The organism is Paraburkholderia sp. GAS82 (assembly GCF_050436285.1).
Classification (GTDB): Bacteria; Pseudomonadota; Gammaproteobacteria; order Burkholderiales; family Burkholderiaceae; genus Paraburkholderia; species Paraburkholderia phenazinium_B.
The window spans coordinates 1,258,694-1,280,681 of the sequence record NZ_JBNDLX010000001.1; the positions used below are offsets into that span (position 1 = coordinate 1,258,694).

At 64.2% G+C, this 21,988-nt stretch carries 22 protein-coding genes; 8 read left to right on the top strand and 14 right to left on the bottom strand.

What is annotated here, in order from left to right:
* Positions 1 to 6: 6 nt before the first annotated feature.
* From P3T17_RS05500 to P3T17_RS05565, 14 genes are all read right to left on the bottom strand, one after another.
* A complete protein-coding gene (locus P3T17_RS05500; RefSeq protein WP_429405172.1) occupies positions 7 to 627 on the bottom strand; it encodes a c-type cytochrome in 621 nt (206 codons plus the stop codon).
* On the bottom strand, positions 624 to 2,357 hold the full coding sequence (locus P3T17_RS05505) for a pyrroloquinoline quinone-dependent dehydrogenase (RefSeq protein ID WP_429405174.1): 1,734 nt from the start codon (positions 2,355 to 2,357) through the stop codon (positions 624 to 626). The genes P3T17_RS05500 and P3T17_RS05505 overlap by 4 nt, the downstream gene beginning before the upstream one ends.
* 260 nt (positions 2,358 to 2,617) lie before the next feature.
* Entirely contained in the window at positions 2,618 to 3,538 is a 921-nt protein-coding gene (locus P3T17_RS05510; protein ID WP_429288501.1) for an MxaL protein, read from the bottom strand.
* 44 nt (positions 3,539 to 3,582) lie between these two features.
* Positions 3,583 to 4,176 carry a tetratricopeptide repeat protein gene (locus tag P3T17_RS05515; RefSeq protein ID WP_429405176.1) on the bottom strand — a complete coding sequence of 198 codons (594 nt, stop codon included), beginning with the start codon at positions 4,174 to 4,176 and terminating at the stop codon, positions 3,583 to 3,585.
* Positions 4,173 to 5,159, bottom strand: coding sequence for a vWA domain-containing protein (locus tag P3T17_RS05520; protein WP_074264671.1), 987 nt, complete (start codon positions 5,157 to 5,159; stop codon positions 4,173 to 4,175). The genes P3T17_RS05515 and P3T17_RS05520 overlap by 4 nt, the downstream gene beginning before the upstream one ends.
* Positions 5,156 to 6,121: a calcium incorporation protein MxaA gene (locus P3T17_RS05525; protein ID WP_429405178.1), complete on the bottom strand. Its 966-nt coding sequence runs from the start codon at positions 6,119 to 6,121 to the stop codon at positions 5,156 to 5,158. Before P3T17_RS05525 ends, P3T17_RS05520 begins: the two co-directional genes overlap by 4 nt.
* Positions 6,118 to 6,981 carry a DUF58 domain-containing protein gene (locus P3T17_RS05530; RefSeq protein ID WP_429405180.1) on the bottom strand — a complete coding sequence of 288 codons (864 nt, stop codon included), beginning with the start codon at positions 6,979 to 6,981 and terminating at the stop codon, positions 6,118 to 6,120. The genes P3T17_RS05525 and P3T17_RS05530 overlap by 4 nt, the downstream gene beginning before the upstream one ends.
* 3 nt (positions 6,982 to 6,984) lie before the next feature.
* The gene (locus P3T17_RS05535) at positions 6,985 to 8,004 is read right to left on the bottom strand and encodes an AAA family ATPase (RefSeq protein ID WP_429405182.1); all 1,020 of its coding nucleotides are present in this window, start codon (positions 8,002 to 8,004) and stop codon (positions 6,985 to 6,987) included.
* A gap of 208 nt (positions 8,005 to 8,212) precedes the next feature.
* Positions 8,213 to 8,788: a DUF3280 domain-containing protein gene (locus tag P3T17_RS05540; protein ID WP_429405184.1), complete on the bottom strand. Its 576-nt coding sequence runs from the start codon at positions 8,786 to 8,788 to the stop codon at positions 8,213 to 8,215.
* Entirely contained in the window at positions 8,785 to 9,747 is a 963-nt protein-coding gene (locus P3T17_RS05545) for a LysR family transcriptional regulator (protein ID WP_429288392.1), read from the bottom strand. Before P3T17_RS05545 ends, P3T17_RS05540 begins: the two co-directional genes overlap by 4 nt.
* A 15-nt stretch (positions 9,748 to 9,762) precedes the next feature.
* Positions 9,763 to 10,527: a hypothetical protein gene (locus tag P3T17_RS05550; protein WP_429405186.1), complete on the bottom strand. Its 765-nt coding sequence runs from the start codon at positions 10,525 to 10,527 to the stop codon at positions 9,763 to 9,765.
* Positions 10,524 to 11,435 (bottom strand): substrate-binding domain-containing protein, encoded by a 912-nt coding sequence (locus P3T17_RS05555; RefSeq protein ID WP_429288393.1) that lies wholly within the window; start codon positions 11,433 to 11,435, stop codon positions 10,524 to 10,526. Before P3T17_RS05555 ends, P3T17_RS05550 begins: the two co-directional genes overlap by 4 nt.
* Before the next feature lie 30 nt (positions 11,436 to 11,465).
* Positions 11,466 to 11,885: a c-type cytochrome gene (locus P3T17_RS05560; protein WP_074264679.1), complete on the bottom strand. Its 420-nt coding sequence runs from the start codon at positions 11,883 to 11,885 to the stop codon at positions 11,466 to 11,468.
* A gap of 218 nt (positions 11,886 to 12,103) precedes the next feature.
* Positions 12,104 to 13,921, bottom strand: a complete 1,818-nt coding sequence (locus tag P3T17_RS05565) for a methanol/ethanol family PQQ-dependent dehydrogenase (protein ID WP_074264680.1) — start codon at positions 13,919 to 13,921, stop codon at positions 12,104 to 12,106.
* 479 nt (positions 13,922 to 14,400) lie between these two features.
* On the opposite strand from P3T17_RS05565, the gene P3T17_RS05570 reads away from it, so the two are divergent.
* The 8 genes from P3T17_RS05570 to fae all read left to right on the top strand — a co-directional run bounded on the left by P3T17_RS05570 (position 14,401) and on the right by fae (position 21,946).
* The gene (locus tag P3T17_RS05570; RefSeq protein ID WP_429405188.1) at positions 14,401 to 14,799 is read left to right on the top strand and encodes a 4a-hydroxytetrahydrobiopterin dehydratase; all 399 of its coding nucleotides are present in this window, start codon (positions 14,401 to 14,403) and stop codon (positions 14,797 to 14,799) included.
* 148 nt (positions 14,800 to 14,947) lie between these two features.
* Entirely contained in the window at positions 14,948 to 15,976 is a 1,029-nt protein-coding gene (locus tag P3T17_RS05575; protein WP_429405190.1) for a beta-ribofuranosylaminobenzene 5'-phosphate synthase family protein, read from the top strand.
* Positions 15,977 to 16,092: 116 nt separating this feature from the next.
* Positions 16,093 to 17,034, top strand: a complete 942-nt coding sequence (locus tag P3T17_RS05580) for an NAD(P)-dependent methylenetetrahydromethanopterin dehydrogenase (RefSeq protein WP_074264684.1) — start codon at positions 16,093 to 16,095, stop codon at positions 17,032 to 17,034.
* A gap of 52 nt (positions 17,035 to 17,086) precedes the next feature.
* On the top strand, positions 17,087 to 18,349 hold the full coding sequence (locus P3T17_RS05585) for an ATP-grasp domain-containing protein (RefSeq protein ID WP_429405192.1): 1,263 nt from the start codon (positions 17,087 to 17,089) through the stop codon (positions 18,347 to 18,349).
* Complete coding sequence (mch, locus tag P3T17_RS05590) at positions 18,324 to 19,355, top strand: methenyltetrahydromethanopterin cyclohydrolase (protein ID WP_429405194.1); 1,032 nt, start codon at positions 18,324 to 18,326, stop codon at positions 19,353 to 19,355. The genes P3T17_RS05585 and mch overlap by 26 nt, the downstream gene beginning before the upstream one ends.
* Positions 19,352 to 20,401: an ATP-grasp domain-containing protein gene (locus P3T17_RS05595; protein WP_429405196.1), complete on the top strand. Its 1,050-nt coding sequence runs from the start codon at positions 19,352 to 19,354 to the stop codon at positions 20,399 to 20,401. The genes mch and P3T17_RS05595 overlap by 4 nt, the downstream gene beginning before the upstream one ends.
* On the top strand, positions 20,394 to 21,332 hold the full coding sequence (locus P3T17_RS05600; protein ID WP_429405533.1) for a triphosphoribosyl-dephospho-CoA synthase: 939 nt from the start codon (positions 20,394 to 20,396) through the stop codon (positions 21,330 to 21,332). The genes P3T17_RS05595 and P3T17_RS05600 overlap by 8 nt, the downstream gene beginning before the upstream one ends.
* Positions 21,333 to 21,436: 104 nt before the next feature.
* Positions 21,437 to 21,946 (top strand): formaldehyde-activating enzyme, encoded by a 510-nt coding sequence (gene fae / locus P3T17_RS05605; protein ID WP_074264689.1) that lies wholly within the window; start codon positions 21,437 to 21,439, stop codon positions 21,944 to 21,946.
* Positions 21,947 to 21,988: the final 42 nt, after the last annotated feature.

Genomic DNA, 21,988 nt, shown 5'->3' on the forward strand with positions numbered 1-21,988 from the left:
CTGGAGCTACTGGAGATTGTTGATGTAAGCAGCCAGATTGCGAATGTCGTCGTCGGTCAGATTGCGTGTCACACTGGTCATGTTGCCCGCATCGTTGGTCCGCGTGTGCGAGCGGAAATCCTGCAATTGCTTGACGATGTATTGATACTGCTGCCCCGACACGCGCGGAATCTCGTTCTGCCCTGAGAAGCCGCCCAGATGGCACATCGTGCATAGCACCTCGGCGGATTTCTTCCTTCCTGCTTCAATGCTGGCGCTGTCCGTTTTGAACGGAACCGGCACCAGCTTTTGCGCGGCGAAGTAGTCGGCGAGATCCTGCATGTCCTCTTTCGACAGGTTGGCCGCCATCGGCGACATGCGCGGGTCGCTGCGCCGTCCTTCCTTGAAGTCTTTCAGCTCCAGATAGATATAGCGCGCGTTTTGACCTGCAAGAATCGGATAGTCCGGATTGGTCGAATTGCCCATCGGCCCATGACAGGCCACGCACGCTTGCGCCTTCGCCTGGCCCGCTTCGGCGTCGGCGTGCGCGCCCGACGGCAGCCATGCGGCGGCGAACCAGCCGCACAGCAGTGCCGTCCATAAGCGGCGAGCCGGACCCACTGCTGCGCGCAGCGTCCGCATCGTCATGGCAACGCGAAAACGAGAACGGTATTGCCGCGCTTGAAATCGAGCTGTGTGTTGCCCCCCGCCGCGACTGCGATGTACTGCTTACCATGCACCATGTACGACACCGCGGGCGCATTGACGCCGGCGCCGCACTGGAACTCCCAGAGCTTCTTGCCGGTGGTGGAGTCGAATGCACGGAACAGGCCGTTGCCTTCGCCGTTGAATACAAGGCCGCCCGCGGTTGCCAACACGCCGCCAATCAGCGGCTGTTCGGTCTTGTAGTCCCACACCACCTTACCCGTGTCGACGTTCACGGCAGACAGCTTGCCCCATTGCTGCTCGGTCGGGATCGTCTTGAACGCACCGCCCAGCCATAGCTTGCTGCCACCCGGATAAGCGGCATCCTCGACCTGATACGTCATCGGCTGATGCAGATTCGCCGCATAGACGAGACGCGTATGCGGATCGAACGCCATCGGCGACCACTCGACCCCGCCGTTCGCACCGGGCAGCATCCGCGCGCCCTCGGCGGTCGGCAACGTCCACATGTTCTCCTGAGGAATCATCGCCTGCGAATAGCGGATCAGCCGTCCGGTGGCGCGATCGTGAACGTACACGTGGCCGGTCTTGCCCGCATGCACCACGCCCGGAATCATCTTGCCGTTTTCGTCGCGCACGTCGATCAGCATCGGCGGGCTCACGGCGTCCAGGTCCCACACATCATGCGGCACATACTGGTAGTGCCATTTGTATTTGCCGGTATCCAGATCGATTGCGACCAGCGAATCCGTATAGAGATTGTCTCCGGGCCGGATTGCGCCATACAGGTCAGGCGACGGATTGCCGACCACGAAGAACACGGTATGCGTTTGCCGGTCGACTGCCGGCGCCATCCATACCCCGCCGCCAAGCGTCTTGTAGAAGTCGCCGCCTTTGTCGCTCAACTGCTTCTTCTCCGCATCGATGTCGCGCTTCTCGTCGCGGCCGGTTGCATCCTTCGTGGCCCACACGCCTTCCTGGCCGGTTTCCGGAATCGTATAGAAGGTCCACAGCAATTGACCGGAGTTGGCATCGAACGCTTTCAGGAACCCGCGAATGCCATACTCGCCGCCGTTCGTGCCAATCAGCACCTTGCCGTCGACGACCACCGGCGCCATCGTTTCCGAGTAGCCCTCATCGGGATCGGCGATCTGCGTTTGCCACAGTACGTTGCCGGTTTTGGTGTCGAGCGCGACGAGTTTCGCATCGAGTGTGCCCATGTAGAGCCGCTCGCCCGCGATGGCTACGCCGCGATTGTTGGGTCCGCAACAAAACGTCGTGACCGAACCCATCTTGTGCCTGTAATGCCAGAATTCCTTGCCCGTTACCGCGTCGACCGCATACACGTGGTTAAACGAAGTGGTAATGAACATGACGCCGTTCGAGACGATCGGCGCCGTTTCCATCGACTCGTTGACAGCTGTCTGGAATATGAAAGCTGGCCGGAGTTTCGACACGTTCGTCTTGTTGATTTGTGCACCACGGTAGTAGCGCGTCTGCGCGTACGAGCCGTTCGAATGCAGCCAGTCGTTCGACGTGGTGGCTGCCCTGTCGAGCTGTTCCTGGCTCACGGGCTCCAGCGTCGACGGCACCGGCGAGGTCATCGTGGTCGAACTGTTTTGAACCTCGTCCGCGGCGTAAGCGGCAGACGAGCCGAATGCGATGGCGAACAGGACAAGACCAATAACATGGGGAATGCGAATAAATGGCATGAGCGTCTCCTCGGCTTTTTGTTGTTCAAGAATTTCAGCGCTGGAGTGCGGCATTCATCCACGCCACCGTCGGCGTAGAAAAACAGGATGGCACAACCCTCTCAAACAACAAAAGCGTACGATTTAGAACCGTTAATCTGCTTTGTCAGGATGGGTCGGCTGCGCATAGATGGATGGGGGGAAATGCCCTCACGTCCGAAAAGGCCGGCTCGCTTAAGCGTAGGCGATGCGCACGTGATTTTCCAGACTCTCGACAGGTTTCAGGAAGCGCGACCGCCTGCATATGGCGGGTTCGTGCGTCTGCCGGTTACGCGATGCCAGGCCCAACCGAAGCCCGGCGCAAATCGCCACGTGAGCAGCAGCAAGGCAAGCAGCGCGGGACACCAGCGCAAGTCGGTCGGCACTGGCTCGCGGTGAGCAAATCGCGTATCGATCATGGCTTCGCGCAAGGACTCCGCACTCAACAGGCGGCGATATCCGAAGCCGATCCCTCCGGCCACTGCAGCGAGGTAATGCCCGCGCAATTCGGACAGTTCCTCGTGACTTTCGGCCTGCGTTGCGGAACCTGGCACGGGCGGCACCTGGATCACATCTTCTGCCTGCCAGTAGCCGTCACGGTTACCCTCGGCGTCGGTGTGCGGAATGGGCGCGGCCTGATCGCCGCCCACGCCGATCAGCCAGCCCTTGACCTGAGCGGGGTTGATGTCCCGCTTCAGCGCATCGGACGGCAGGACGGGCGGCGCCTCCTGGCCGTCGGTGATGAACACGACGGCCGCGCCCTGGCCGACGTCCTGCGCCACGCGCGTGGCGGAATAGATACCGCCTTCGGCAATCCGGCTCCAGTTGGTCCAGCGCATGCGCCCATCGATCCCCTCCAGCGACGACAACAGCGCGTCAAAGTTGCTGCAAACTTCGACGGGCGGCAGCAACAGCAACGTTCGCTGCCCCGTGAACACACTCCATCCCACCTTCGAGCCGCAAGGCAGTTGCCCCAGCGCGTCGCGCATCGCCGCCCGTGCGAACACGAGGCGGCTCACCGGTACGCCATTCAACGCGACGTCCTCGACATTCATGCTTTGCGTAATATCGAAGGTGACGATGTAGCTGAACGTGTCGCGCGGCAGTATCACGCGGGGCATGGCGACCGCCGCGAGCAGCAACAGAAGCGCCACGGATGTCATCCAGTGGCGCCCGCTATAAAGTCCGCGTGTCAGTGCGCGCAAGCTCACGGCAGATCCTGGCTCTGCGCATCGCGCAGGTGGACGTTGTGTTGCTCCTTGACCTCTGGCGCGTCGGCCGTGGCACGCGCTTCAGGCGCGAGCCACAACGCCCGTTCGAGGTTGTAACGCGCCTCCCAATCGTCCGGGGTCGCACGCAGCAAAGTCCGGTAGCGGGCCTTGGCCTCCTCGACCATGGCGACCGACTGGAGCGTGCCGGAAGGACTGTGGCCCATGCCCTCACGCAGGTACATGTTGCCAAGATCGAACAGCGCCGCGCGCCCGACCTCGTCGAGATGCCGCTCGCGGATCAGATCCTCGAAGAGCGGGCCTGCCGTATCGTAGGCACCCGCCTTCGAGAGCGCAATCGCGCGTGCGAGCCTGACCTCGCGGGCGGCGCCGTCGTTGCGCTCGTAGCGCGGGGCGCCTGCCGTGCCGGTTGTGGCCTTGGTGCCCGCTACCGTGCCTGTTTCACCTGCAGCTGCCGCCATCGCCAGATTGACGTGCTGTGCGTGCCACAGGCGCACCCCGTCATACGCCGCCACCCCGGCGCAGCACAGCGCGGCGGCCGCGAAGATGAGGTGAATCGATGCGCGCTTCATGCCCAGGCCCGCACCTGAAACAGCCGCAACGCCAGCAATAGCGTGCAGCCTGCAAGCGCCACGGCGAAACAATACGGGCTGAAATCCTGCCGCGGCAAACGCTCGACAAATGAAGTCAGCGCATTTTGTTGCCGGTTGATCTCGGCCATCGCGTCCTTCATCGCCTGTGCATCACCCGCCTGGAAAAGCCGATAAGGAGTCTTTAACGACAGGAAGTAGCGATGCAGTTCGGCCTCGGCTGAAGACTCGCTCGCGGGAAGCGCGGCGTTCAGATCGGGGCTGTAGACGCCGCTGCGCAAGTAAATAAAGTAAAGCGCGATCTGGTTGCGCAGGAGTCCATCCTGGATGAGCCGCTGCACCGGCGCGTCGAGTTTCGCGCCACCGTCCGAGACGAGGACGATCGCCCGGCGCCCGGAGAACCTCGCCCCATTGAACTCGCCGATCGCCGCCAGCAGCCCACGGTCGAGTTCCGTATCGGGCATACCGCGTCCCACCGCTGTGGCCGCGATTGCCGCGTCGATCGCCCGGTGGTCGTAGGTAAACGGCATGGCCAGCACAGGGCTCGTGCCGAACATCATGAAGGCGAGCCGGTCGTTGGGCCGTTGGGCAATAAAGTTCGTCAACGATGCACGCGCAACCTTGTTCTTCGACTCGCCTCCCGGCGACTCCACGCCTTTGCTATTCATCGTTTCGTCCATGCTCGCGCTGCGGTCCATCAGGATCAGGATCTGCGCCCCGCTGCCCGTACGCAGCACCTCGCGATGCGAGCGTCCCGGGCCGGCCAGACCCAGCACAATGGCGGCCATCGCCAGCGCCGCACTGCCCCGCCCAATCCAACCGATCCATTGTCCGACCCGATCGTCCGGCAGCCATGCGATCCAGGAGAAAGCCAGCGCGTCGGCGCGCTGGCGCAACAACGGCAGCGCGGCCAGCGGCAGCAGGACGAGCAGCCACGGATAGGTGAAGTCGAACGCCATGTTCATCGCTCATGGCGCTGCTCGGCGCGATACAGCGACCGGCATAGCCCCCGGAGTGGATAAGAGGCCGCCGTCGATGCAGGCGTAAAGAATCGTTCGGTCGATTGCTGGTAGAACTGTTCGAGTTGCGTGCGCAGCGGCTGCAAATACGGCGCTCGCGCGAACAGGCTCGGCAAAGAACCCGCGTGAACGACATGACCGGCCGTCTCGTTCAACGCGTGATGCACGCACAACCATGCATCCGCCGACGTATCGGCGCCTGGCCCGTCGAGCCGCCGCATTTGCCGCCAGGCGCGTGCAAACGGCAGCTGGGCCGACTCGCGCCAGTTGCGCCACAGCCACCAGCCCAGCCACGCGAGCAAAGTCAGCAGCAACAGGCCAAGTGCGACGCTCGCCTGGCGCCGCAGCGGCGCGGTCGGCGCCAAAGGAGCTTGCCGGTCGGGCCGCATCAGTTGCAGATCGCCGGCATCGAAGGCGTCGGCGGACGTCATTGGACCAATGCTAATCGGCCACTCGGCAACCTGCAGCGTCGCACCGGATGCCGTAGTCAACCTCAGCGCGGGCAAGGCGATTCTCGTGAGCGTGGGTGCGACGTTGACCACCTGGTAGTCGATCGCCATCCACCGGCGACCGCCAGCATCGGTTTCGTAGCGGGCAGGCCGGCGCTCGAGCCACGCACCGGTGCGGCCGATAGACGGCGGCGCCACCGGACCCGCATCGTTAGCGCCGGTTGGCAGCAGAATGCGTTGCGTGAGGATATCGCCGAGCAGGTAGCCATATGCGCGCGGCTCCTGAACCGCCGGCTGGAAGAGCTTGCCCGAGGCCGCGTCGACGCTCATCGCCGGCGCCAGCGTCAGCGCGCACGCCAACGGCAACGCGAACGCTCGCGAGATGGTCAACATCGCGGCGACCCATGTCCGGCGATGCAAACGCCCTGCTCTGCCAACCTGGCGCCCACGCTGTCTCATGCGATCGCCTCCAGAAAGTAGCGTGACATGGCCTCGGGATCAAAAGCGCTTTCGACGTAAAACGGCTGCATGCCGCGCACGCCGAATAGCTTCGAGAGTTCCGCACGCCGCCGCGCAACCGCTTCACACCAACGCTCGCGCACGCTGTCTCTCAACCATAGCGTGCGCTGCCCCGCCGACTCGGCATCGTTGACCGCGAGCAGCAGACCACCGCTGGGCGGTGCGATCTCAGCGCTGTCCCAGACCACCATCGGGACCACGCAGGCATGCACCAGCAGGTCGAGTACAGTGGGCAATTCCACGAGCGGCCAGTGAAAGTCGGAAACGAGGAAGACCAGCGCCTGCCTTCCAGCCAGCGTCAAAGCGGCGCGCCGCAACCCGGCAAGACTGCCGTTTCCCGCCGCATCGCTAGTCGTCTCGCGCAACTTCGTCGCGAGCAGATTGCCGACGCCCCGGCCATAGCGCGCCGGCATGAAGAGATCGTCGCGCGCGTGTGTATCGAAGGCCAGCATGCCCAACTGATCGCCGACGCGAAATGCGCTGTATCCCAACGCCTCGACAAAGTCAGCGGCTACCTGTAGCTTCGTCTGGCGCGTGCCGAAGTGCATCGACGCAGAGACATCGACGATCACCTGCACGGGCACCGCGGCGCGTTGCAGATGAACCCGCACCAGCCACTCCGAGCGTGCGGCGCGCAGGCTGGCCCGCAGATCCAGGCGGCGCGGATCCGGGTAGTCGAACAGACGCCCGTGCATCGCGAATTCCTGGCCGGCGCCGAAGCTCGATCCGGGGTGCGAACCGGGACGAAATCCGCCGGCGCGCATCGGCAAACGGTAGTGAAATTCCGCGGCCCCGTTCATGGCTCAGGGTACGGCGAGCCTGTTCATGATTTGCGTAGTGAGGGCTTCAGCGAGTTCCTGACGGCGCAGTTCATAAATCGGCGTGAAGAATACGCGATGCCCAAGCGCGGGCATCAGCACGGCGTGAATATCCTCGGGAACCAGATGCGAACGGTTGGCCAGCCACGCCACGACGCGCGCAGCCCGCAACAGAGCGCTCATGCCTCGGGGGCTTACCCCTGCCAGGATGAGCCGGTCCATATCGACGCCGTCGAGCGCAATATCGAACAGCTGCGGCTTTTCCGTTGCCTGCCAGATGTCCAGGACATAACGCTCGATCGTTTCACTCGACTGCACACTCTCCTGAATCGCCGCTCCGACCTGGTTCAGCTGCTCCCACGGAACGATCCCAGGCGAGAGCCGTGCAAGCAGTCTGTCGACGTCATGGAACGCCGCATCGAATACCAGCGCGCGCCGCACGTCGGGCTCAGTCGGCGTAGGCATGGCAAGCTCGAACAGGAAGCGATCGCGAGCGGCCGAGGCAAGCTCGAAGGTCTCTTCCTTCTCGACCTTGTTGCGGTCGGCGAACACCGTCATATGCGGGAAGCGATATTCGCGATCGAACGCCCACACCGAGCGTTCCGCCATTGCACGCAGCAGCAGTGACTGAACCTGCGGACGGGCCCGGTTGATTTCGTTGAAGAAGAACGTGGTCAACTGCTCGCCGTGTCGAAGCAGCGGACCGGGATCGATGCGCGGCTTCCCCTCGGCGTCCACGTACGTGTGATAGACGAGGTCGCCCGGCATCAGGTCGATGGTGCCTTCGACACGCTCGAATGCGCCACCCACGACCCGCGCAAACGCACGCAACACGGTTGTCTTGCCGACCCCGACGCCGCCTTCGAGAAGCACATGACCGCGGGCAAACAAGGCGACATTGATGAGACGGATGGTTTGCGGTTGGCCGATCACGACTCTCGAGATCTCGTCTTCGATTTGCAGTGCATGCAGACGCCAGTCCTGAAGCAGTTCGCCAGAACCCATCGATGCAATCCCCTATAGCAGTCGTGCTGAAGCAGACGTGTCGGCTGAGCCGCGAGACGAACGGGCTTCTCACGGAAAACTCCGGACAGCGACGCATACTCTGTGCCAGCGCGCCCGCTCGTACGGCAGACGCGCTCGCGCGGAAAACAATGTCACCCTGTCACACCTTTCAAGTACAGAGTGTTCCGCTACTGCAAAATCCTGATCGCTATTGCGGAGATGCGCTGCTACCGGGCGAGCCTGCGGCTGCACTGCCGAGCATGAGTCCGACCAGCGCCGTGGCGCCACGGCGCCAGGACAGATCGGTATTGCCGCGAATGTCCACCGAGCGCTGGAATACGGTCGCCCCGCTGGCGACATCTTCGACGTGCAGGTTGATATTGAGGATCAGGTTGCTGACTTTCTGGACCCAACAGCTGCCGACCTGCTCGACGCCGAGCTTGCGGCCTACCTGCCGCGCGCAGCCGGCGCACGCATTCAGATCCTGCGACGCGCCGAGTTGAGCGATCAGGGCGGCAGCCGGGCCATTGTCGGCCACCTCATAGCGCCCGCCGACGCGCAACTGCTCACGCAAGGCAGTACTGACCATCTGGAGGCGCGCCTGCTGGAGACGGTTGATCTCGGCGTCGTTGTAGGCCGCGTTATCATCGATCAGCACGCAGTCCATGAGCGCGATCGAGGTCGGCGCAGCGAGCGCCTGCGAGGCGGCGAATGTCACGCAGACCATGCCGGCAACCCTCACGCAGCGCGCGAGCGCAGCACGTACCCGAAAGGCACCGCTCATTTCAGAACCCCCCACTTCGCGGGCAGCGTGACGAATGGCGCATACTCGCGCTCCAGATAGGCGGCGGCCTGCTCGAGCAGAAACCGCCTGAATACCACGCAGGTCGGAGACAACTGCTTGGCCCGCAGATGCACGATCTGCCACGTACGTTCGATCGGTGTGCCGTTCACATCCAGCAAGGCGATTTCCTTCGTGCGCAATTCCAGCAGCAACGTATGGAGCGAAATCAGGCTCACCCCCATGTCCGCCATGACCGCCTGCTTGATCGTCTCGTTGCTGCCGAGCGTGACGACCTTCGCGGGTGTGAAAAGATGCTGTCTGAACATTTCCTCCGCAGCCATGCGCGTTCCCGAACCGGGTTCGCGCAACAGAAACGTGTCGCCGCGCAGTTCCTGCAGATCGAAGCGCTGCGCACCGCACAGCGGATGACTCACCGGAGCGATCACCACTTGCGGATGCCACGCGAGCGGTTCGGTCGTGGTATCGAGTTCCGGCGGCGGCCGCCCCATGATGGCGAGATCGATCGCATTGTCTTGCAGCAGGCGCAGCAGCGCGTCACGGTTGCCAACGGAGAAGTGCACGTCGACCTTGGGATACAGGTGCGAATACATGGCCAGCAGCTTCGGCGCGAAATACGTCGCAGAACTGACGATGCCCACGGCGATCGAGCCGCTATCGGCCTGTTTGAGCGAGGTCATCGCGTCTTCGGCATCCTTGATCTCGCCGAGAATCCGGCTCGCGTGATGGCTTAGCTTTTCACCCGCTTCGGTCATGGTGAGTTTGCGCGCGATGCGCTCGAACAGACGCAGTCCGACCGCCTCCTCCAGTTGATGAATCTGCATCGACACCGCCGGCTGGGTCAGATGCAGTTCCTCCGCGGCTCGTGCGAAGCTCGTATAGCGGCTCGCCACGACGAAGATCTGCAGCTGACGCAAGGTCAGCGAGCGGATGAAATTCACCTTGGCGCGGCCTCGCTAACGGCTCGCCCGCGGCGCGTCCGAAGGCTTCATGGGCACATTAGGCGCATTTGGCGGCGGCGGCAGCTTGCGCAACGCGGCCTGGAAGCTCAACGTCTGCGTCTGCAGCGGGTGCGCGAAATCGTTGTTTGCGCCGGGTACGTCAGTACGGATCAGCGCGACCTGGCCGGGCACGGTATCGGCAATCTGGAACGTGTAGCGCTTGCCGGTGTATTGAGCGAAGCGGTCCGCGTTGGGATCGTTCAGGTACGGCTGCACGACGATCTGCTGGGCCTTCACGGACTTGCCGCCGATCTGGCTCGTCACGGTTTCGATCTTCGGCCCAGCGGCGAGCGCGAGTCGCAGGCGCTGCTGGAAATAACGGCGCTGGCCGCCGGTCAGACGCTCCATCTCCGCGATGTCGCGCTCGAGGAAATAGACAATCACGGGGTTGCACTGCAGGCCGCCATCGGGCAACGGCACGGCTCCGCTGTGATCGGACACCTGGGCGTCGCCCTTGGCGTTGTCCGGACTGACCACCAGCACCCTGACGACATCCGTGCTGTGCGCCGGCTGGTCCGAACTGAGGAAGGCATAGTCGAGTTCGGTTTGCTGTTCGATGCCATGCAGATGATCCGTCGTGAAGATGAGCTTCTCGGCGGCCGAGATTTCGTCCGTGCCGGCAGCAAACGCCACCGCGTGCATCTGACAGGCCACGCACGTGATGCACGCCGCAAGCAGGCGCCGCCAGTCGCGGCGCGAGCACCTCGTTGCACCCCTCATGGCGACCCGTCCGCGGGCTTGGCGGCCGGCGTGTCGATGGGCTTTAGAAGCGGCACTTCGTAACTCGTCAGGATGCTGTCGATCTTGTCATGGTTCGCACCGATCCATTGATCGACCTTGTCCTTCCACGCTTTTTCGCCGTAGCGAACGCCCATCGAGATCGTATAGTCGAAGCGGATCCCCGGATCGGGCGGGAACGGCACCAGCTTTACCGTATCGCCGGCACGCTTGGCGAAGTAGCCCGCAATCGGCCCCCACAGGAACACCACGTCGACATTGCCCGCCTGCAGATCGTGCTCGATCATCTGGCCGGGATATTCCTGCGGGTCGCCGCTTTGCACCTGATACGAGACGGCCTGATCGATCAGGTTGTGACTGAGCAGCCAGTCGACCGCAGGCGTCTGCGAGAAAATGCCGAAGCGCAGCTTGTGCAACTGGTCCGGTGGAAGCTTGAGCAGATCGTCCGGCGTATTGATGCCGGCCAGTTCAGGCCGCTTGCTAAATACCATCGCATACGTGGAGCGCAGATACGGCTGCGTCGTCGAGGTCATGTCGTAACCTTTCGGCACACCGATGATCAGATCGCATTTGTACTGGTCGGAATCGGGCACCTTCTCGCGCAACGTATGGCGCACGAAACCCATGCGTTGCGGAAAATAGGTGTACTCGAGCTTGTAGCCGAAATCGCTCGCCATCTGGCTCGCAATGCGGTTTTCGTAGCCCTCGCCTTTGCTGTTGGACAAAGGCATGTTGTTCGGGTCGGCACAGACCCGCAGCACACCATCGGCGCCATCGTTATTGGGCAATGCCTCGCCCTGGGCCTGCACCGCGGCGCTTGCCATCGCCGCATAGCACAGCGCGGCCGCGACGATCGCGACGTGCGCGGGCATTCGTTTGCCATGACGCATCAATAAGCTCCTGAGGTAGGGACGTAGGCGTTATTTCGCGTCGATAGCCTGCAGATCGCCCGGCTTGATCTGGCCATCGGAACGTCCTTTCAGATACGCGTAAAGGTTCTGCCAGTTCTTCTGCATCATCTGGCTCGAACTGAAGTCGGGCATGCCCTTGTCCACCCGGCCGCCGAATACGGTGCGGTGAAACTCGTTCGTATCCAGGGTCTTGAACGCGTCGATCAGCGATGGTCCGACCATACCCTGCTGCTGCGCGCCGTGACAGCGTTCGCAGTCGAGCGCGCGCCAGGTCTTCCATCCTTGCAGCGTGTTGCTGTCGACCTTGTTGCCGTCCTGCACCTTGTACGTTACCTGGGCAATCGCGGGATTGGTCTGGGCAAACGCAGCAGGCAGCACGAGGAAAACGGCGGGCAATGCCGCCCGCAACAAGATAGCTCGGCCTTTCATATGCAGATGTCTCCCTTCAGATTAAGGCCACACCCCGACGCGTTTTGGCGACGCATCCGTGGCATGGCGCGGGCCAGATGACCCGTAGACGACTCGTTTGACGACGGCGCGACCGGCCCCAATCCTCCGCAAGGGCAGCGAACCGGTCGCGCGTTTCAATCTGGGCTGGCCCGTGATGAGCCAGCCCGGCGTGGGCCAGCCCGTCATGGATCTGCCCTTCAGCTAGTACCGCCGGGAATGGCAAACACAAACAGCGTGCCGCCCAGCGCCGTGTACTTCGCAAGTTCGCGGTAACCGCCCACTGCGCCGAGACCCTCAGTCGACTTTTCGAGGCCTGCCGCCATACCGATGCCGGCCCAGCCGCCGATACCCGAGTAGACACCGATGAACTGCTTACCCTGGTACTCGTAGGTAAACACGTTGCCGATGATCCCCGACGGGGTCTTGAAGCGCCAAAGTTCCTTGCCGTCGCTGATGCGAACGGCCTTGATGTAGCCTTCCAGCGTGCCGTAGAACGCCACTCCGCCTGCAGTAGCCAGCACGCCCGACCATACCGAGAACTTCTCCGGCTTGGACCAGACGATCTTGCCCTTCGAAGCATCCCAGGCAATGAAGTTACCCATCGAGTTGTTGTCGTTCGGGCCCGGATACATCGACAACGTGGCGCCCACATACGGCTGGCCCGACACGTAATCGACATCGAACGGCTCGTAGTCCATGCACACGTGGTTGGTCGGCACGAGGAAGAGCTTCGAGTTCGGGTCGTACGCCGCCGGTTGCTGGTCCTTCGAGCCGAGTGCCGCCGGACAGATGCCCTTCACGTTATGATCGGAGCCCGCCGCCTGGGTCGAATACGCTGCGTTGCGAATCGGCTTGCCGCTTTGCAGATCCACACGGTCGGCCCAGTTCACCGCCGGGTCGAACTTCTGGGCCACCAGCAGTTGTCCTGTCTCACGATTCAACGTGTAGCCAAAACCGTTGCGGTCGAAGTGAACGATGGCCGGCACCTTCTTGCCGTCGATCGTCAGGTCGGAGAGGATCATTTCGTTGACACCGTCATAGTCCCATTCGTCGTGGGGTGTCATCTGATAGACCCACTTGGCTTCTCCGGTATTCAGGTCGCGCGCGAAGATCGACATCGACCATTTGTTGTCGCCCGGACGTTGCGTCGGGTTCCATGTACCCGGATTGCCGGTGCCGTAGTAGACAAGATTGAGTTTCGGATCCCACGCATACCAGCCCCAGGTGGTGCCGCCGCCCAGTTTCCACTGGTCCCCCTTCCAGGACTTCAGCGACGAGTCCGCGCCCACCGGCACCATCTTGCCGTCGGCGTAGGTCGTCGTTTTGTCGGGGTCGATCAGCATGTCCTTGTCGGGCCCGGTGCTGTAGGCCGTCCAGGCCGGTTTGCCGGTCTTGATGTCATACGCGATGAGACGCCCGCGCACGCCGAACTCGCCGCCCGAGATGCCGGTCAGCACCTTGTCGCCGAATACGTGCGGCGCGTTGGTGTTGGTTTCACCCGCTTTCGGATTGCCGTTTTGCGCGGTCCAGACCACATCGCCGGTTTTCGCGTTCAACGCAACGAGTTTGGTGTCGGCCTGTTGAAGGAAGATCTTGCCGTCGCCATAGGCGAGCCCGCGGTTGACGGTATCGCAGCACATCACGGACACCACCTGGTCATCCTGCTTCGGCAGGTACTGCCAGATGAACGTCTGGTCTTTCAGATTGATTGCAATAACCTTGTTAGGGAACGGCGAGTGGATATACATGGTGTCGCCGATCACGAGCGGTGAGCCTTCGTGGCCACGCAGCACGCCGGTCGACATGGTCCATGCGACCTGTAGTTTCCCGACGTTGCTTTCGTTGATCTGCTTAAGTGGGCTATAGCGATGGTTCGCATAATCGCCCGCCTGGGCCGCCCAGTTGGACGGACTCTTCAAGGCCTCGTCGAGCTGCGGATCGGCCTGTGCAATGATAGAACTCAAGGCTGCCGACGCGAGGATCGCGAGCCCAAGAACCGTGGTGCGTAAGTTCATGTCTCCTCCAGAATGGTCTTGCTGTTCAACTCACGAATGACCCACGCTACCTCGTCGCATCGGGCGCGCCTCCTCGGATGCGGGTAACGATCAGCGCCCTCACCCGATCGTTGTCGGACTTTGCGGCGCATGACGGCCGACGCATATTCCATGCCGGAATCGAACTGGCGTGCATATCGCGCGCCGCCACAAGCTCGTCGATATACGCCGCGCGGCGCTCGCTACGCGTCTTGCGTCCATTCGCGCCACCCCCTCGCGTTAGCTTCGGATCACTCACCATCCGGCGCAGCGGTGTCACGGCCGTGACCGGCTGCGTCGCGCCACGTGGGACATTCTGTGTCACTGCGCGATACGAAGCGTGTCCGTCGGGAGGCAAGCCGCGACAAAACCCCTCCGCCCGCAGCCGATCACGTGACTGGCCCGCCTATTGCAGCGCATCATGCGGTTACGAGCGGTTCATCACGAGCGGAGCAACGGTCATGGCAAACACTGAACAGGTCTATTCCGACGAGGAGATCCAGCAACGCCTCGTTGGCCCGCTACAGCACTGGTATCTCGAAGACGGCTGGTTGCGGCGCAAATATCGCACCGAGGGCTGGAAAGGGACCTTGATGGTGGTGAACGCGGTGGGCCACCTCGCGGAAGCCGCGTGGCATCACCCGGATCTCACGGTCTCCTATGCATTCGTGACGGTGAAACTGAAGACGCATTCCGCGAAGGGCATCACGGACAAGGACTTCGCGCTCGCCAGCAAGATCGAATCATTCATCCAGTGGCAGCCGGGAACCGAAGGGGGCCCACTCGAGGGCACGCCAACGGACGACCAGCGCTTTCGCTACATCAAGTACGACGCGCCGAAAAGCACGTCAGGAAGCTAACGCAGGGCACCGTCCCGCGCACCTGGTACGGCTTTCGCTTGAAGTGCCCCGCCGGGCCGCTGCGCCACGGCACGCGCCGTTACCGCGACGGCCCTTCGGGTGCGCCCGCTCATACACGGCAAGTCAGGCACGAATAAGGACACGCACAATGCAGCTTCCCGGTCGCCGCCTCCAACCAGACGCCTGCGTGATGGTCGATGCGCCCGCGCGGCTGCATCTGGGTTTTCTCGATCCGAACGCCTCGCTGGGACGCGCGTTCGGCAGCCTCGGACTCGTGATCGATTCCGCCGGCACCCAGGTCGAAGCGCGGCGCGCCGCACACGACCAGATCGAAGGCACGATGACCGATGCGGAACGCGAGCGCATTGCGATCTGTCTGGAACGGCTGCACGCCGCCTACGACCCGACGCCCGTCGCGATCGAGGTAACCCGGACGCCGCGCGCGCACAGCGGCCTGGGATCGGGCACGCAACTCTCGCTCGCGGTCGGCAGCGCCTTCGTTCGTCTGCTCGGCCATGCCGCGACCAGCGCTGAACTCGCGAGCCTCCTCGGGCGCGGCGCGCGCTCGGGCATTGGCGTGCTCGGCTTCGATTGCGGCGGCCTGCTGGTGGATGGCGGACCCTCGGGCGACCTGCACCCGGGTGTGCCGCCTCTGCTCGCACGTCAGCCGTTTCCGGATAGCTGGCGCGTGCTGCTCGTCAGCGACAACGCCCGCGAAGGCCTGCACGGTGCTGAAGAACGCCGCGGCCTCGCCGCGCTCGCCCCCTTTCCGCAAAAACTCGCCGCGCATCTGTGCCACCTCGTGCTGATGAAGATTCTGCCCGGCGTCGCGGAGCGAAACCTGGCGCCGTTCGCGCAGGGCCTGACGGAAATGCAGCAGACCATCGGCGAATACTTTGCTCCCGTGCAAGGCGGCGTGTTCGCCAGCCCCGATGTCGAGCGCGCGCTGCGCGCCGTGGCCGCGGAGCGAACCGCGGGCATCGGCCAGAGTTCGTGGGGGCCGACCGGCTTTGCGATCGTCGCCGACGCACGCGAGGCTGAGGGTGCGCTCGCCACGGCCCGCGACGCCACGCGCGGTGTGCCGCACATCGAATGCACGATTGTCACGGGACGCAATCGCGGCGCGACCGTGCGCGGCGTCGTTGCCCCGCAGCAGCAGCGCATCGACGCAGCATGACGCACCACGGTCCCACACCGCCGCGGACAATCGAACGCCGCCGCACGCAACACACGCAGCCTTGAGCCCTTCCCTTGCGCCCTGCATGAGATACGCCACTGAACGAGCCTCCTGCCATGTCCGACACCACTGAAAAACCCACTGAAAGGCCTTATATCCTGCACATGTTGACGGCTACGCCGCAGATGAGTCCGTTCGACGTGAACATGGCCGCCGACGCCGGCTATCAGATCATCGTGCCGTATTGCAGCGTCGAAGCCGGCATGGTCGCGAACCTGACCCAGGACGCGATTTTTTCGCGCGGTCCGAAAGGTGTGTCGCGCACCGGCATCTTCATCGGCGGGCGCGATGTCCTGCTTGCGGCCGACATGCTCGAGACCGCGCGCAAAGCCATGGTTCCGCCGTTCGAAGTGTCGGTGTTCGCCGATCCGAGCGGGTCGTACACCACCGCCGCCGCGCTCGTCGCGTTGGTGGAGCGGCATCTGGCCAAGGCCTATGGCATGGAACTGGGCGGCAAGCGCGTGCTGATTCTCGGCGGCACCGGCGCCGTCGGTCGCGTGGCCGCGGCCATGGCGGCCTCGCTCGGCGCCGATGTGTCGATTGCGAGCCACTCCGGAGAGGCGCGCGCGGTGCGTGTCAGCGACGATATCAATCAACGCTTTAGTATCGTCACCAAAGGGGTGGGCACAACGACGCAGGCAGAACTGCGCGCGGCGTTAGGCGAGGCCGAGATCGTACTCGCCACTGCCGTCGCAGGCGTTCAGGTGGTCAGCACGGCCGATCTGGCGCATGCCGCCCATCTGCTGATTGCCGCGGATGTGAACGCCGTGCCGCCCGAAGGCATTGCGGGCGTCAACGTGATGAACGACGGCAAGCCAATCGAAGGCGTGCCGACCGCCGGCGGCGCCATCGGCATTGGGGCGCTGGCCATCGGCAACGTCAAATATCAGGTGGAGCATCGCCTCTTCATTCAGATGCGCACGGGCGGCAAGCCGGTCTACCTCGGTTTTCCACAAGCCTTCGACGAAGCCCGCGCCGTCGCGGCCGGCCTCGGTTGAGCGCGCGCCCCGTGACGATCTGCGCGCCATTGCTATCGCGACCGGAGCCGCCATGAACTCGCGTCCATCGCTCTCGCATGCGCCATTCGTCGCGGTAGCGGGACTGTCGGCGCGGATGCTCGCGCAGTCCGCCGCGCGCGCGGGCTTGCGTGTCGCCGCGCTCGATGTGTTCGGCGACCGCGATACCCGCGAGGCCGCCGAACTGTGGTTCGACATCGGCGCCGGCCAGTTGTCGATCGATTACGCGCGGCTGGTGGCGGCGCTCGAACGCACCGCGCGCTTGCCGGGGCTGATCGGCTGGATCGACGGCAGCGGGCTCGAGCCGTTCGTCGCGCAGTTGTGCCGCACGCGAGGCCTGCCCCGCTTCATTGGCAATCCTGCGGAGGCGAGCGCCGCCGTGCGCGAACCCCGGCGATTTTTTGCGCTGCTGGATACCCTCGGTATTCCGCATCCGCCGGTGGCGTTCACGCGGCCCGCTGAAGGTGCCAATAAAGGCGCCAATGATGTGGCCAATGAAGCGCAAGGCTGGCTGATCAAACACGCGGACGGTTGCGGTGGCACGCATATCGAACCGGCCACGGCGGTCAGCGATTCGCACGTGCCTGCGCAAGGATATTTCCAGCGCCGAAGCAGCGGCCGCTCGCTCTCTGCGCTGTTTATCGCCGCTCGCGGCAGCGCGCGCGTGCTCGGCTTCGCTGAGCAACTCACCTGCAAGATGGGCAATCTGCCGTTCGTGCACGCTGGGTCGATTGGGCCGCTCGGTCCGGTCGATCTGCCGCCCGCCGTCGAGGCGCGCGTGCGGGCAGCGATTGTCGCGCTGTGCGCGCAAACCGGCCTCGCCGGCATCAATAGCTGCGACTTTCTGCTCGACGGCGACACGTTCGAGCTGCTCGAAATCAACACCCGCCCCTCCTCGACGATGACGCTCTACGAGACCGCCTCGCCCGATGCCTGGCCGGACGGACTGCTCGCGTGTCATATCGAAGCATGCCGCCACGGCCGCCTGCCCGCGCCCGCATCGCCTGAAACGCCGGCGCCCGCAGCGTGGCGCGCAGGTCAACAGGTTCTGTTCGCGCCGCGTCCATTCGTCGTCTCCCAAAGCTTCAGCGACGCCTGTCTGCGTGACCCATGCTGCCGCGACGTGCCCATGCCCGGCACGTGGATCGAGACCGGCCAACCGGTCTGTACGCTGCTCGTGCGCGCGGCTTCGCTGGACGCGGTGCGGCACGCGCTCGAAGAACAACGCGCGCTCGTTCTGCAACGAATCGAAACCTGCCATGAGCCCGACTATGCCTTCATCCAATGCCACTCCTGAGGCGCCTCAGCTACCGCTCGCCGGCGCTGCCGCGCTGAGCGTCAACGCGCTTGGCGAGCGTCTCGTCAGCCGCCTGGTCGACGACGCCGCGCGCTTCGGCGCAATCGTCAGCCGCACGGAAAACGGCACTGTGCTGGTGGATGCGGGCGTCGTTGCGCCCGGCAGCGTCGCGGCGGGCGTGCTGATTGCGCGCATCTGCATGGGTGGCCTCGGCCACGTCACCGTGCGCGAGAACCTGGATGCGCAGCCGCTCTGGCCCAGCACGATCGAGGTGCGCACCTCGTGGCCCGTGCTCGCCTGCCTCGGCAGCCAGTACGCCGGATGGAGCCTGTCGGCCACCAGGGAACAGACCGGCGGCAAGAAGTTTTTCTCGCTTGGCTCGGGCCCGGCGCGCGCGCTGGCCGTGAAGGAGCCGCTATTCGCCGAACTCGGCTACCGCGACCGCCATGAGCGCGGTGTGCTGGTGCTCGAGGTGGATCGCCTGCCGCCACAGGTCGTGATCGACAAGGTGCTGCACGATTGCGGCCTCGCGCCCGAGCGGCTAACGCTTGTCACCACGCCGACACACTCTGTCGCGGGAACGGTACAGGTGGTGGCGCGCGTCGTTGAAGTTGCATTGCACAAAACCCATGTGCTTGGCGTACCGCTCGACGAAGTCGTGGAAGGCGGCGGCTCGGCGCCCTTGCCGCCGCCCGCGCCGGACGGCATCCAGGCGATGGGCCGCACCAACGACGCGATCCTGTATGGCGGACGCGTGCATCTCACCGTGAAGCACGACGCGGTGGCGAAGCAGCTCGCCGTCGAATTGCCCGCCTCCACCTCGCGCGATTATGGCCGCCCGTTCGCTGACATCTTCACTTCGTTCAACTACGACTTCTACCAGATCGATCCCGCGCTGTTCGCGCCGGCCGAGGTGTGGGTGAGCAGCCTCGAAAGCGGCGCGACCTGGCACGGCGGACGGGTCGACGCGGCGCTGCTGCACGAGCAATGGAACGGCAAGCCATGACCATTCCTGCACCGGGCTCTTTCGCTGGCGTCGACCCCGTCGATGCGCGGGCGGCGCTGCGCATTGCGATCATGACCGACGAAACCGGCTGGCACACCGGGCGCCTGAAAAAGGCCTTCCGCGCGCGCGGCGTGGAGGCGCGCTGCATCGATCTGGCGGACTGCCGGATCGACACGACATGGGAACCCCATGGGCTGATGCTGCCGGGCTTTGGCCACGGCCTGCCCGACGCCGTCTTCGTGCGCGGCATTGCCGGCGGCACCTTTGAGCAGGTCACGCTGCGGCTCGGTATTCTGCATGCACTGCGCGAGTCCGGTGTCCCCGTCTACAACGACGCGCGCGCGATCGAGCGCAGCGTCGATAAATCGATGACCAGTTTTCTGCTGCACCGCAACGGGGTACCGACGCCCGCGACGTGGGCCGGCGAATCCGCAGCGTTTGCCCAACGCGTATTGATGCGCGAAGCAGCGGCTGGACGCCAGGTCGTGCTCAAGCCGCTGTTCGGCTCGCAAGGCCACGGGCTTAAACGGCTCGGCGCGCGCGGCGGCGCTCAACCTCGCGCGCTGACGCCTCTGCCTTCGCTCAAGCCCTATCAGCAGGTTGCGTATCTGCAGCGCTATATCGATGGCGGCCGTCCGGGCTTCGACTGGCGCGTGCTGGTGGTTGGCGGCCGTGCCGTGGCGGCGATGCGGCGGGTCGGCGGCAAGGGCTGGATCCATAACTTCGCTCAGGGCGCCGCGTGCGAAGCGGCGCAACTCGATGCGCCGCTCGCGCAGACTGCCGTGCGCGCCACCGAGGCGCTCGGACTCGACTACGCAGGCGTCGACCTGATTCCCGATCCCCATGACCCCACCCGGCCGCTCGTGCTGGAAGTCAACGGCGTAGCCGCATGGCGCGGCCTGCAATCGGTCACATCGATCGATCTCGCGGCAGCTCTCGCCGACGACCTGCTCCAGCGCAAGCTACCCGCGCAGCGCGACGGTGTTACCGGGGTCGCGCAGACCGATGAGGCCGCCGTTGTAGCGCTTCATGGACACCATGGCTGAGTTGCCCTGTTCCGTCGCGTACGGACCCGTTCACGCCGCTTTCCTTGCGGCCTGCCGGCTCGATGTCGAAACCCCCAAGCCCGGCAACGTCAGCGTGCAAAGCGCCGGACACGGCATGCGCGCGGCCCAGTTCATCACCAGCGCGGAAGTGGCCGCCGCCGCGCTCCTCGCACGCGGCGCGCCGGTCGGCCTGCGCGTGCTCGATGCGATCACCCGCACGCGCGACGCGGTCGGCTGCAACACGAACCTCGGCATCCTGCTGCTAGTCGCGCCGCTCGCCGCGGCGCTGGAGGCGGCGCTGCGCCCACTGTCGGCCGACCGCTGGCGCGACGCGACCGAACGCGTGCTGGCGCGGCTCGATATCGACGACACGCGCCTCGCGTACCGCGCGATCGCGCTCGCCAATCCCGGCGGTCTCGGCGAGGCGCCCGAACAGTCGGTCCACACGCCGCCGACGGTCGGTCTGCGCGAAGCGATGACGCTCGCTGCCGGGCGCGACAGCATCGCGCGCCAATATGCGGAAGGATTTCGCGACATCTTCGACAGCGGCCTTGCCGCGTTCCGCGAAATGCCTGCCGATCAGCCGCGGAACGCCACGCTCAACGTCTTTCTCACGTTCCTCGGCGCCTGGCCCGACTCTCACATTGTGCGTAAGCAGGGTATTGCCGTGGCGCAGAGTGTCACGCTTGCGGCACGCGAACGGCACGCGACGTGGCGCCACTCGCTCGCGCAAAACCGTTCCGACGAAATGCGTCAGCCGCTCGATGCATGGGACGCAGAACTGAAGGCTAGTGCCATCAACCCCGGCACCAGCGCGGACTTGACCGTGGCGACGCTGTTCGTCGCCGGCTGCCTTGCATCCGTCGACGGCGCCGGCCCCAGCTCATACCAGCCGGGCAGCCAGTGCATTGGCACGGATCCTGTTAGTTAGTGCCACTGCGCATTCACCCGCCAGTTGGCGATCGGGCAACAGCATCGTCACTGGAGCATGTCAGTCAGTCGTCAAGTCACTATTCCACTCATTGGAGGAACAGAATGGCCAAGATTAATCGCGTCCTGATAGGAGAGTCGCTCGTCGGCGACGGTAACGAGGTCGCACATATCGACTTGCTGATGGGACCGCGAGGTTCAGCGGCGGAAACTGCATTCTGCAATGCACTCACCAATAATAAGGATGGCTTCACATCGCTGCTTGCCGTCGTCGCGCCGAACCTGCTCACCAAGCCGAATACGATTCTGTTCAACAAGGTGACGATCAAGGGCGCCAAGCAGGCCGTGCAGATGTTCGGTCCTGCGCAGCATGCCGTTGCACTCGCCGTGGCGGACAGCGTCGAGGATGGCACGATCCCGCAGGACGAAGCGGACGATCTGTTCCTGTGCGTTGGCGTCTTTATTCACTGGCAGGCCGACGACGACAAGAAGATTCAGGAATTCAACTACCAGGCGACGCGCGAGGCGATCAAGCGCGCTGTCGCCGGTGAACCGAGCGCTGCGGAAGTCGTGGCGAAGAAGGGCAGCGTCGCGCATCCGTTTGCACCGAACTGACGGTGCGCCGGATTGCGTGGGGGCAGCAAGGGTTCGCGCTCG